Raw genomic sequence first — 10,933 nt, 5'->3', positions numbered from 1 at the left:
ACGGGCCGGTGAGAGCGCAACCCCCACCCCGCCGCGCTGCGCGCGAGTCGCCCTCCCCGCAAGGGGGAGGGAATATGGCCGAAGCACGCTCATCCCTTCATCAGATCGGCTTGATCCACCGCCACCGTGCCGCGGTTGCGGAAATAGATCACCAAAATGGCCAGACCGATGGCCGCTTCCCCGGCCGCCACGGTCAGCACGAACATCGCGAAAATCTGGCCATGCACCTGGTGCAGATAGGCCGAGAAGGCGACGAGGTTGATGTTGACGCTGAGCAGGATCAGTTCGAGCGCCATCAGGATGATGATGATGTTGCGGCGGTTGAGGAAAATCCCGAACACGCCGAGCACGAACAGTGCCGCCGACACCGCCAGATAGTGGGTGAGCCCGATCACAGTTCCACCCCCTGGCCGATGGCGGCCTTGCCCACGGCGACGGTGCCGCCCGGCGTGCGCGCATTCTGGGCGGCGATGCTCTGCTTCTTGATGCCCACGCGGCGGCGGTGCGTCAGCACGATGGCGCCGATCATGGCGGCAAGCAGGATCAAGCCCGACATGGAGAAGACGAAGAAATAGCGGGTGTAGAGCTGGCTGCCGATCCACTGGGTGTTGGTCATCCCCGGCGGCGGCCCGGCCAGCGCCTCGTGGACGATGACGCCCTGCCCCGCGGTCCAGCCGCTGGCGACCAGCAGCACCTCGGCCAGGATCACACCAGACACGGCCAGGCCCAGCGGCAGATTCTGCAAGGCGCCGCGCTGCAAGGCCTTGAAATCAATGTCGAGCATCATGACGACAAACAGGAACAGCACCGCGACCGCGCCGACATAGACGATGACCAGCAGCATCGCCAGAAACTCGGCGCCCAACAGGATGAACAGGCCGGCGGCGTTGAAGAAGGCGAGGATCAGCCACAGCACACTGTGCACCGGGTTTTTCGCGGTGATCACCATCAGGCCGCTGGTGAGCAGCAGCCCGGCGAACAGATAGAAGGCAAAGGCGGCCATCACACCCACCAGTCATGCTGGCGCAGGCCAGCATCCATTGCGCAATCAGCGCCGGCGGTGAGGTGGATGCTGGCCTTCGCCAGCATGACGAATGACGTGTCCATCACCGATACTCCGCGTCGGCCGCGATGTTGGCGGCGATGGCGCGTTCCCACTTCTCGCCGTTCGCCAGCAGCTTGTCCTTGGTATAGATCAGCTCCTCGCGCGTCTCGACCGAGAATTCGAAATTCGGCGTCTCGACAATGGCATCGACCGGGCAGGCCTCCTGGCACAGGCCGCAATAAATGCACTTGGTCATGTCGATGTCGTACCGCGTCGTCCGCCGCGAACCATCGGCGCGCGGTTCGGCCTCGATGGTGATGGCCTGGGCCGGGCACACAGCTTCGCACAGCTTGCAGGCGATGCAGCGTTCCTCGCCGTTGGGATAGCGCCTGAGCGCATGTTCGCCGCGGAAGCGCGGGCTCACCGGGCCCTTTTCATAAGGATAGTTCAGCGTCGCCTTGGGCCGGAACACATAGCGCAGCGTCAGCCACAGGCCGGAGACAAATTCCAGCAGCAGCAACGACTTGGCGGAGCGCAACAGCGCGGTCATCACATCACTCCCGGCGCTGCGGCGAAATGCCCGGTGAACATCAGCCAGCCCGAGACCACGACCACCCAGAACAGCGACAGCGGCAGGAACACCTTCCAGCCCAGCCGCATCAGCTGGTCATAGCGGTAGCGCGGCACCGTCGCCTTCACCCAGGCAAACAGGAAGAACAGGAAGGCCATCTTGCTGAGAAACCAGACAAAGCCTGGAATGGCATAGAGGAACGGCAGATCGAGCGGCGGCAGCCACCCGCCCAGGAACAGGGTGGGGATCAGCGCGCACATGAACAGGATATTGGCATATTCGCCGAGGAAGAAGAGCGCGAAGGACATGCTCGAATATTCGACCTGGTAACCGGCGACGAGCTCGGCCTCGGCCTCGGGCAGATCGAACGGCGGCCGGTTGGTTTCGGCGAGCGCGGTGATGAAGAACATGATGCCCATCGGGAAAAGCAAGGGGTTGAAAATATTGCCGTTCAAGATGCCCAGCACATTGCCCTTTTGGGCGAGAACGATGTCGGACAGGTTGAGGCTCTGGGCATACATCATCACTGCAACGAGGATGAAACCCATCGAGACTTCGTAGGAAACCATCTGCGCCGCCGAGCGCAGGCCGCCCAGGAAGGCATATTTGGAGTTGGACGCCCAGCCCGACATGATGATGCCATAGACGCCCATCGAGGAGACGGCGAAGATGTAGAGCAGGCCGACATTGAGATCGGCCAGTACCAGGCCGGCATCGAACGGCATCACCGCCCAAACCACCAGCGCCAGCGTGAAGCTGATCATCGGGGCGAGCAGGAACACGCCGGTGGAGGCGCCGGCCGGGATGATGGTTTCCTTCAGGAACAATTTTGCAGCATCGGCAAAGGTTTGCAGGATGCCGAACGGGCCGACCACGTTGGGGCCGCGCCGCATCTGCATCGCCGCCCAGATCTTGCGATCGGCATAAACCGCCAGCGCCACACCCACCATCACCGGGAAAGCGATGGCGAGAATGAGCGTGAGATTGGCAAGGAACCAGCCCAGCCCAGCGCCGAACTGTTCCACGAACCAGCCGGTGTAGGTCATTCCGCCGCCTCCCGGCTTTCCGGTGCCAGCAGCGACGACACGCAGGCGGCCATGGTGGGGCTGGCCCGAGCGATCGGGTTGGTCAGCTGATAATTGCTGTAAATATGATGGAGCGGGCCCCGCAGTGGCGGCGCGGTGACCGCAGACAGCGTCGCGGTGCGCGCAATCAGGCCATCGGTGGCCAGATCCGGCCATTCGGTGGCAATGCGCGCGCGCAGGGCAATGAGGTCGTCATAAGGCAGCTTCACGCCGAGCACGGACGACAGGGCGCGCATGATCGTCCAATCCTCGCGCGCGTCGCCGGGCGGCTGCGTCGCCTTCAGCGCCCGCTGCACCCGGCCTTCCATGTTGACATGGATGCCGGCCTTTTCGGTGTAGGCCGCTGCCGGCAGGATCACATCGGCATGCGCGACACCGCGATCGCCGTGGGTGCCGACATAGACGGTAAAGCGCCCGGCCTGCACATTCACCTCATCGGCGCCCAAGAGGAACAGCGCCTTCACGCCGGCATCGCCCATCAGCGCGTTGATGCCGCCATCAACCGCCAGGCCCAGCCGCAGCGCGCCGGCGCGCGCGGCGGCCGTGTGCACCAGGTTGAAGCCGTTCCAGCCATCGCGCACCACGTTCAGCCGTGTGGCCGCAGCGCGCGCGGCTTCATACAGGCCCGGCGTCTTCAGCGCGCCCATGCCCACCAGGATCATCGGCCGCTGCGCACCGGCAAAGGCCTCCACCACCGCCGCCGGCAGATCGGCCAGCAGCGCGGCATCATCGCCGAGCTGGGTCAGCGGGAAGGACAGATCGACATCCGGCCCGATGCTGAACGCCTTGGCGCCGCCCTTCTTCACCGCCTTGCGCAGCCGCACGTTCAAAAGCGCCGCCTCGTGGCGGGGATTGGTGCCGATCAGCAGGATCGCATCGGCGGTCTCGGCCGCGGCAAGGCCCGTGCCGAACAGCCAGCCGGCCGGTTCGCCCGCATCGAACAGCGCACCATCCTGCCGGCACTCGATCCGCGTTGTGCCCAGCCCGGCCAGCAGATCCTTGAACGCCACCATGTCTTCCACGGCGCAAAGGTCACCCACCACGCCGGCAATCTCGGCACCGGAAAGGCCCTTCAGCCCGGCGGCAATCGCCTGGAACGCCTCGGCCCAGCTCGCCTTTTGCAGCTTGCCGCCCACCCGCACCCACGGCGTGTCGAGCCGGCGTTCGGCGAGGCCATCGATGGCAAAGCGGCTCTTGTCGGCCAGCCACTCCTCGTTCACGTCATCGTTGATGCGCGGCGTCACGCGCAGCACGGCGGCGCCGCGGCTGCCCACCACGATGTTGCTGCCGATGGCATCCATCACGTCGATCGAATCGGTTTTCTTCAGCTCCCACGGCCGCGCCTGGAAGGCATAGGGCTTCGACGTCAGCGCCCCGACCGGGCACAGATCAATGACATTGCCCGACACTTCGGAGGTGACGGCCCGCTCCAGATAGGAGGTGATCTGCATCGATTCGCCCCGGCCGATGGCGCCGATTTCCTCGACCCCGGCGACTTCCTCGGCAAAGCGCACGCAGCGGGTGCAGTGGATGCACCGCGTCATCACCGTCTTGATCAGCGGGCCCATATATTTCTCGGTCACCGCCCGCTTGTTTTCCTCATAGCGGTTGGCGCCCCGGCCATAGGCCATGGCCTGATCCTGCAGATCGCATTCACCGCCCTGGTCACAGATCGGGCAATCCAGCGGGTGGTTGATGAGCAGAAACTCCATCACCCCCTCGCGGGCCCTCTTCACCTTTTCCGACTTGGTGTGGATCACCTGGCCATCGGCCGCCGGCATGGCGCAACTGGCCACCGGCTTGGGCGATTTTTCCATTTCCACCAGGCACATGCGGCAGTTGCCGGCAATCGACAGCCGCTCGTGATAACAGAAACGCGGGATCTCCGCCCCGGCCGCTTCACAGGCCTGCAGCACGGTGGCGCCGCCCGGCACCTCCACTTCGATTCCATCGACCGTCAGTTTCGGCATGCGCTCAATCCTGCCAAGCCACACTGGCCCGGCCGCATGCTGGCCGCACGTGCATGTTCATTCTTCCAGTTGGACGGCCCGACCGGGCGCCAGACCATCCGGGGTATAGCGAGGCGCTTGCGGCATGGGAAGGCAAAACAGCGACATTCTGCCGCGCTTCCGCATTTTTCCGGGGCCCTTTGAGGCGCTTCCCGCACTGCGGCAGGCCACTGCGGCTTGCCCTTATTGCGGTGCATCAAGGGCTTGGCAAGCTCTGCGGCCAGGGAGGGTCAAGATATGCTCAGCATGACCGTGGATGATGAGGCCGGCTTCATCGAGGTGGTGGTGGATAGCGCCATCACCCGCCCCGATTACGAGGCGGTGGTGACGGCGGTGGACCAGCTGCTCACCCGCCATGCCCGCATCGATTTCGTCGAGGTGGTGCGCCGCCTGGGCAAGATCGCGCCGGAAGTCTGGTGGCGCGATCTGGTCTTCCACCTGCACCACCGCGATTTCCTGCGCCGCGCCGCCATCGTCTCTGATGCCGGCTGGGTCGGCCCGCTGGTGCGCCTGTTCGCCCCGCTCTACCCGGCCGAGTTGCGCTGCTTTCCCGAAAGCGGGCTGGATGCCGCCCGGCGCTGGGCACGCGGCGGCGAGGACGCTGGATAATCCGGCCGCCCTGCCGCATAGGGCCGGGCATGACCAACCCAGTCCATATCATCGGCGGCGGCCTCGCCGGTTCCGAAGCCGCCTGGCAGCTGGCCAGCGCCGGCATCCCCGTTGTCATCCACGAAATGCGCGGGGCGCCTGATGGTGTTGGCGCCACCGAGGCGCACAAGACCGATGGCCTTGCCGAACTCGTCTGCTCCAACAGTTTCCGCAGCGATGATCCCGACAACAATGCCGTTGGCCTGATCCACCAGGAGATGCGCGCGCTTTCGAGCATCATCATGGCCGAGGCCGACAAGGCGCGCGTGCCGGCCGGATCGGCGCTGGCGGTGGACCGTGACCAGTTTTCCGATGGCGTCACCGGGCGCCTGGCCAATCATCCCAATGTGACGATTGTGCGCGAGCTGGTGCACGGCCTGCCGCCGGCCGATTGGGGCCAGACCATCGTCGCCACCGGGCCACTGACCGCCGCGCCGCTGGCCGAAGCCATCCGCAGCCTGACCGGGGAGGACAGCCTCGCCTTCTTCGATGCCATCGCGCCCGTCATCCATTTCGATTCGATCAACCTTGATGTCGCCTGGTTCCAGAGCCGGTGGGACAAGGGAGGCCAGAAAGACTATCTCAACTGCCCGATGGACAAGGCGCAGTATGAGGCGTTCATCGATGCCCTGCTGTCTGCCGAGAAGACCAGCTTCAAGGAGTGGGAGGCCAACACCCCCTATTTCGATGGCTGCATGCCGATCGAGGTGATGGCGACACGCGGCCGCGACACGCCGCGCTTTGGCCCGATGAAGCCGGTGGGGCTGACCAACCCGGCCACCGGCCGCCGCGCCTGGGCCGTGGTGCAGCTGCGGCAGGACAATGCGCTGGGCACGCTGTGGAACATGGTCGGCTTCCAGACCAAGATGAAACATGCCGAACAGGTGCGGGTGTTCCGCACCATTCCCGGCCTCGAGAACGCGCAATTCGCCCGGCTGGGCGGCCTGCACCGCAACACCTTCATCAACGCGCCGCGCCTGCTGGATGCAACGCTGCGGTTGAAGGCGATGCCCTCGTTGCGCTTTGCCGGCCAGATCACAGGGTGCGAAGGCTATGTCGAATCCGCTGCCGTTGGCCTGATGGCGGCGCGCTTCGTCATCGCCGAACGGCAGGGCCGCAGCCCGGTGCCGCCGCCGCCGACCACGGCGCTGGGCGCGCTCCTCTCCCACATCACCGGCGGCGCCGTGGCCGACACATTCCAGCCGATGAACGTCAACTTCGGCCTGTTCCCGCCGCTGGCGCAAACGGTGAAGAAGGACCAGCGCAAGCCGGCCCTGGTGGCCCGGGCGCGGGCTGATCTGGCCGAATGGATGCAGGCGGTCTGATCACCNATCCTCCCCCTCTGGGGGAGGTGCCCGAAGGGCGGAGGGGGCGCATATGTACCAGCGTAGGCGCCCCCTCCGCCTCGCTGCACTCGGCACCTCCCCCAGAGGGGGGGAGGAACTTCACAGTCGGATCACTCGCCCTCCGCCACCGGGCACACGCACGCGGCCTTCGCCTTGCGCTTCACCGCGGTCGTCGCGAATTCCTTTGCGGTCAGCCGGCCATCGGCGTCGCGGTCGGCGCGGGCGAATCTGGTGGCGGTGGCCACGGCATATTCCTCGAAATCCAGCCGGCCATCATGGTTGCGGTCGGCCTTGGCAAAGGCCTTCTGGCGGTTGGCCAGAAACTCGCCCCGGCTCACCGCGCCGTCATCATCCTTGTCATAACGCGCCAGCCGCCGGGCCTCGCGCTGGGCGGCGCTCATCGGGGCTATCGGGGCTTCATCGGGGGGCGCGGCGTCGGCCGGCTGGCCATCGGGATCGGCATCGGCCACGGCCAGCGCGGCGGCCGACTCGGTCACCGGCGGCGCCCGCCACAAGATCGCCCCTGCGGCCAGCAGGCCGGCCAGCGCCACCACAAAACCCAGGATCCGGCGCATGACATATGCTCCCGCCACAGACCCTGACGCGGTGAGCGATACGCCGGCTCAGCGCCCGAAGGCAACCGCCTTCAGCATGCGCCACTGCCGGCCAAGGCTGCCGCGCGGCTCCACCGGCTGCCCGGCCCGCGCCCTTGACCCATCGCGCAGCGCCAGCGCCGCCAGCGCCCGCAAGGGCCGCAGCGGCCCTGGCGTGCGTCCCGGCACCGCTTCGCCCAGCACCCAGGCCCGGCCCAGCGCGTCGGCGTGCTCCGCGTCTGCGCCCAGCAGCCGCGCCGCGAGACGGAACAACAGCCCGCCGCCGGCAACATGCGCATCGGTCACGCCATCATGGCCCAGCATGTCGATCCAGCGATCCTCCAGCCCGGCCAGCGCCGCCCCGGACACCATCGGCAGCACATGGCCGGCCAACGCGGCCAGCAGCGGTTGGGCCGGCACCTCGCCCGCATCCAGCCCTTCGAGCCGTTCCCGCCACCAGGCCAGGCGGATTTCGCCCAGCATCGGCTCGGTGGTGGTCACCACCAGCTGGGCCAGCTCGCAATCCAGCGCCATCAGGGCAATGAGGCCCGGCCGCGCGCCCGCCGGCGCATAAAGACACGCCAGCCAGCGATCGCGGTCGCGGGCCTTCAGCTCGGCCTCGATGATCTCCAGGTCGGTCAGGTCAGGCCGGCCCCACCCGGAAGGCGCACAATTTGTTGCCATCCGGATCGCGGAAATAGGCGGCGTAAAAGGCCTGGGGCCCTTCTTCGCCGCGCACGCCCGGCCCGCCTTCGTCGCCGCCGCCGGCGGCCATGGCGGCCTGATACATGGCATCCACCTTGGCGCGCGTGTCCACCACCAGGGCGATCATCGTGCCATTGCCGGCGGTGGCGGGCTGGCCATCAAAGGCGGGGCCCACGCCCAGCATCGGCTGCGCCCAGCTGGTGCCCCAGCACACCGCGCCGGTGGGGAATTCCATCAGGCGGTTGACGCCGATGCTGGCAAACAAGGCATCGTAAAAGGCAAAGCTGCGCGGCAGATCATTGCTGCCGAAAAGTGCATATCCGATCATATCTCGACTCCCATCGCCGGATTGGCCCCTTGAGGGTGGCACAGGAAGGGAAGCGCTGCCATTACCTGCAACATCATTGTGCCAGCTCGGCCATGATGATGTCTTCCGCCGAACTGAACTGCGAGCGCAGCCGGGGCGCGGCAAAGGGATCGGCGGCGCTGCCGGTCAGGGCATAGGCGATCACCCGGCCGCGCCGCTGATCCACCCACAGGCCGGCGAGCAGGCCATAGGCTTCGCCCAGATGCCCCCACCAGCGCGCGCCCTTCACCGGCTGATCCGTGGCGCCGGCCCGGCCCGACAGGCAGTGCGGCCCGGCGCCGTAACACAGCATCTGGCCATGATAATCATCGCCGGGCACGCCCTTCCCGGCCTGCCAGACGGGCGTGAACATCGCCTTCACGCTGGCGGGTTTCAGCAGGCGGATGCCATCAACCTCCCCGCCGCGCAGCAGCAATTGCCCGATGCGGGCGAGATCGGTGAGGCTGATGCGCAGGCCGCCCTGTGGCGAAAAGATCGTGCCGTTGCTGCCCGGCACATAGGCGGCGAGATCACAGCCGGCCGTGCTGCGCACCGGGCAGGGGCTGCGCTGGCCGTGGAGATCATCCACCTGGGGCACCCACGGCCCGGCCGGGTCCCAATGGGCTTCGTCGGCCCCCTTGCGATAAAGCACGGCGGCGCGGGCCACCGCAGCATCAGACGCGCCCTGCCAGTTGTAGCCGGCATCGATACTGAGCGGCGCCAGCACCAGGCGGGTCATCAGCCGGTCAAAGCGCTCGCCTGTGGCTGCCTCCATCACGGTCGCGATGATGCCATAGTTGAGATTGGCATATTCAAAGCGGCCACCCGGCGCAGCGGGCCCCCAGTGCTGCGGCGTCAGCCGGTTCCGAAGCTGCTCCTCCAGCGCAAAGCCATAGCCGGGGCCATCGACAATGCCGCTGGTGTGCGACAGCAGTTGGCGCAGCGTCACCGGCCGGTCAGGAAAGTTCGGTTGGCGCAGCGGCCAGCCGAGATAAAGGCTGACATCGCGGTCAAAGTCGAGCCTGCCCTGTTCCACCAGCCGCCACACGGCAATGGCCACCACCAGTTTCGAGATGGAAGCGACGCGCACCACGCTGTCGGTGGTGAGCAGGCGGGCAGCGGCGATTTCGCTCCCGAACTCGGCGACGCCATGGGCTTCGGCGCGCAGGATGCGGTCGCGGTTGGCCACCACGCCGATCACGCCTGCCAGCTGCGGCGCGCGACCGTCGCGGCCGGCGACCAGATCGGCCAGCGCCGTGCCCTGCGATGGAGCGAGTGTGATCGGCGGCAGCGCCGGCGCGGCAGCAGCCGGGGCGGCGAGCAAGAGGGCGGCTGTGATGATCGCACGCATGGCCGGTGTATAGGCAGAGGCTGCCGCCTGCGCTAGCGTTGGCGGCATGACGATCCGCCTCGCCATTGGCCTGATGTCCGGCACCTCGATGGACGGCATTGATGCCGCGCTCGTGGAAACCGATGGCGAGGGCCATGTGGCCCCACGCGCCTTCATGTTCTTTCCCTATGAGGCGGATTTCCGCCCGCGCCTGCGCGCCGCCATGGCCCGGGCGCTGGAGATGCACGCCCCGGCGCGCGATCCGCTGATCGATGCGGTGGAGCAGGAATCAACCGGCCTGCATGCGATGGCGGTGCACCGCCTGCTCGCCGCCACCCACACGCGGCGGGACGAGGTGGCGGTGATCGGCTATCACGGCCAGACCATCGCGCACCGGCCCGACCGGCGCTGGACCTGGCAGATCGGCGATGGCGCGACCTTGAAAGCCGCCACACGCATTCCGGTGGCTTATGATTTCCGTTCCGCCGATGTTGCGGCCGGCGGCGAAGGGGCTCCGCTGGCGCCGGGCTATCACCGGGCACGCTCAGAAGCGCTGGGCCGGCCGCTGGGGGTGCTGAACCTGGGCGGGGTGGGCAATCTCACCTGGTTCGCCGCGGATGGCCGGTGGGGCAGTTTCGACACCGGGCCGGGCAATGCCCTGATCGATGATTGGGTGCGCACCCACACCGGCCGCAGCTTTGACGAGGATGGCCGGGTGGCGGCCAGCGGCATAACCCATGACAATGTGCTGCTGACGCTGACCGACAACCCGTGGTTCGATGCGCCGCCGCCCAAATCGCTGGACCGCAACGCCTGGGACATTGGCGCTTGCCGAGGCCTGTCCCCCGGCGATGGTGCTGCCACGCTGACCGCCTTCACCGCCGAAACCGTGCGCCTCGCCCTCACCCATGTGCCGGCGATAGGCCGCCTGCTGGTGACCGGCGGCGGCCGGCTGAACCCGGTGCTGATGGCCGAACTGGTCCGCCGCTGCGGCGTGCCCTGTGATCCGGTGGAAGCCGTCGGCTGGAACGGCGACGCGCTGGAAGCCGAGGCCTTTGCCTGGCTCGCCGTGCGGGTGCTCGACGGCAAGCCCTTGAGTTGGCCGGAAACCACCGGCGTGCCGCAACCGATGCCGGGCGGGCGGCTGGCCTGAGCGCCGCCCTTATGCAAATTGCAATCACCTCCCCAACTTGGCAGGTCAGCGCCCTAGGGGATTAACCCGGATTATTCACCGGCCGGGTGATTTCGGGTTGGC

The 10,933-nt window shown here is 67.1% G+C and carries 12 protein-coding genes; 3 read left to right on the top strand and 9 right to left on the bottom strand.

The features are described from left to right. Positions 1-89: 89 nt before the first annotated feature. The 5 genes from nuoK to nuoG all read right to left on the bottom strand — a co-directional run bounded on the left by nuoK (position 90) and on the right by nuoG (position 4,671). Complete coding sequence (gene nuoK / locus CHU93_RS08900) at positions 90-395, bottom strand: NADH-quinone oxidoreductase subunit NuoK (RefSeq protein ID WP_086116982.1); 306 nt, start codon at positions 393-395, stop codon at positions 90-92. Beyond that, positions 392-1,006: an NADH-quinone oxidoreductase subunit J gene (locus tag CHU93_RS08895; RefSeq protein ID WP_207759257.1), complete on the bottom strand. Its 615-nt coding sequence runs from the start codon at positions 1,004-1,006 to the stop codon at positions 392-394. Before CHU93_RS08895 ends, nuoK begins: the two co-directional genes overlap by 4 nt. Before the next feature lie 100 nt (positions 1,007-1,106). Then, on the bottom strand, positions 1,107-1,595 hold the full coding sequence (nuoI, locus tag CHU93_RS08890; RefSeq protein WP_094473736.1) for an NADH-quinone oxidoreductase subunit NuoI: 489 nt from the start codon (positions 1,593-1,595) through the stop codon (positions 1,107-1,109). Further along, a complete protein-coding gene (gene nuoH / locus CHU93_RS08885; RefSeq protein WP_086116979.1) occupies positions 1,595-2,662 on the bottom strand; it encodes an NADH-quinone oxidoreductase subunit NuoH in 1,068 nt (355 codons plus the stop codon). The genes nuoI and nuoH overlap by 1 nt, the downstream gene beginning before the upstream one ends. Next, a complete protein-coding gene (gene nuoG, locus CHU93_RS08880; RefSeq protein WP_094473735.1) occupies positions 2,659-4,671 on the bottom strand; it encodes an NADH-quinone oxidoreductase subunit NuoG in 2,013 nt (670 codons plus the stop codon). Before nuoG ends, nuoH begins: the two co-directional genes overlap by 4 nt. Before the next feature lie 276 nt (positions 4,672-4,947). Between nuoG and CHU93_RS08875 the strand changes: the two genes are divergently transcribed. Beyond that, positions 4,948-5,319 (top strand): SpoIIAA family protein, encoded by a 372-nt coding sequence (locus tag CHU93_RS08875; protein ID WP_094473734.1) that lies wholly within the window; start codon positions 4,948-4,950, stop codon positions 5,317-5,319. 29 nt (positions 5,320-5,348) lie between these two features. Continuing rightward, positions 5,349-6,683, top strand: coding sequence for a methylenetetrahydrofolate--tRNA-(uracil(54)-C(5))-methyltransferase (FADH(2)-oxidizing) TrmFO (gene trmFO / locus CHU93_RS08870; RefSeq protein ID WP_094473733.1), 1,335 nt, complete (start codon positions 5,349-5,351; stop codon positions 6,681-6,683). A gap of 131 nt (positions 6,684-6,814) precedes the next feature. Here the strand turns inward: trmFO and CHU93_RS08865 are convergent, their stop codons facing one another. The 4 genes from CHU93_RS08865 to CHU93_RS08850 form a co-directional block, all read right to left on the bottom strand. Further along, complete coding sequence (locus tag CHU93_RS08865; protein WP_094473732.1) at positions 6,815-7,279, bottom strand: EF-hand domain-containing protein; 465 nt, start codon at positions 7,277-7,279, stop codon at positions 6,815-6,817. 48 nt (positions 7,280-7,327) lie between these two features. Further along, a complete protein-coding gene (locus CHU93_RS08860; protein WP_094473731.1) occupies positions 7,328-7,981 on the bottom strand; it encodes a squalene/phytoene synthase family protein in 654 nt (217 codons plus the stop codon). Next, entirely contained in the window at positions 7,941-8,330 is a 390-nt protein-coding gene (locus CHU93_RS08855) for a VOC family protein (protein ID WP_086116973.1), read from the bottom strand. Before CHU93_RS08855 ends, CHU93_RS08860 begins: the two co-directional genes overlap by 41 nt. Positions 8,331-8,403: 73 nt before the next feature. Beyond that, positions 8,404-9,699, bottom strand: a complete 1,296-nt coding sequence (locus CHU93_RS08850; protein WP_165768672.1) for a serine hydrolase domain-containing protein — start codon at positions 9,697-9,699, stop codon at positions 8,404-8,406. A 46-nt stretch (positions 9,700-9,745) separates the two neighbouring features. Between CHU93_RS08850 and CHU93_RS08845 the strand changes: the two genes are divergently transcribed. Continuing rightward, positions 9,746-10,831, top strand: a complete 1,086-nt coding sequence (locus CHU93_RS08845; protein ID WP_094473730.1) for an anhydro-N-acetylmuramic acid kinase — start codon at positions 9,746-9,748, stop codon at positions 10,829-10,831. Positions 10,832-10,933: the final 102 nt, after the last annotated feature.

The sequence above is a fragment of the Sandarakinorhabdus cyanobacteriorum genome (genome assembly GCF_002251755.1).
Classification (GTDB): domain Bacteria; phylum Pseudomonadota; class Alphaproteobacteria; order Sphingomonadales; family Sphingomonadaceae; genus Sandarakinorhabdus; species Sandarakinorhabdus cyanobacteriorum.
The sequence above is the reverse complement of the archived record's forward strand: the minus strand, read 5'-3'. Positions and strand labels throughout refer to the sequence as shown.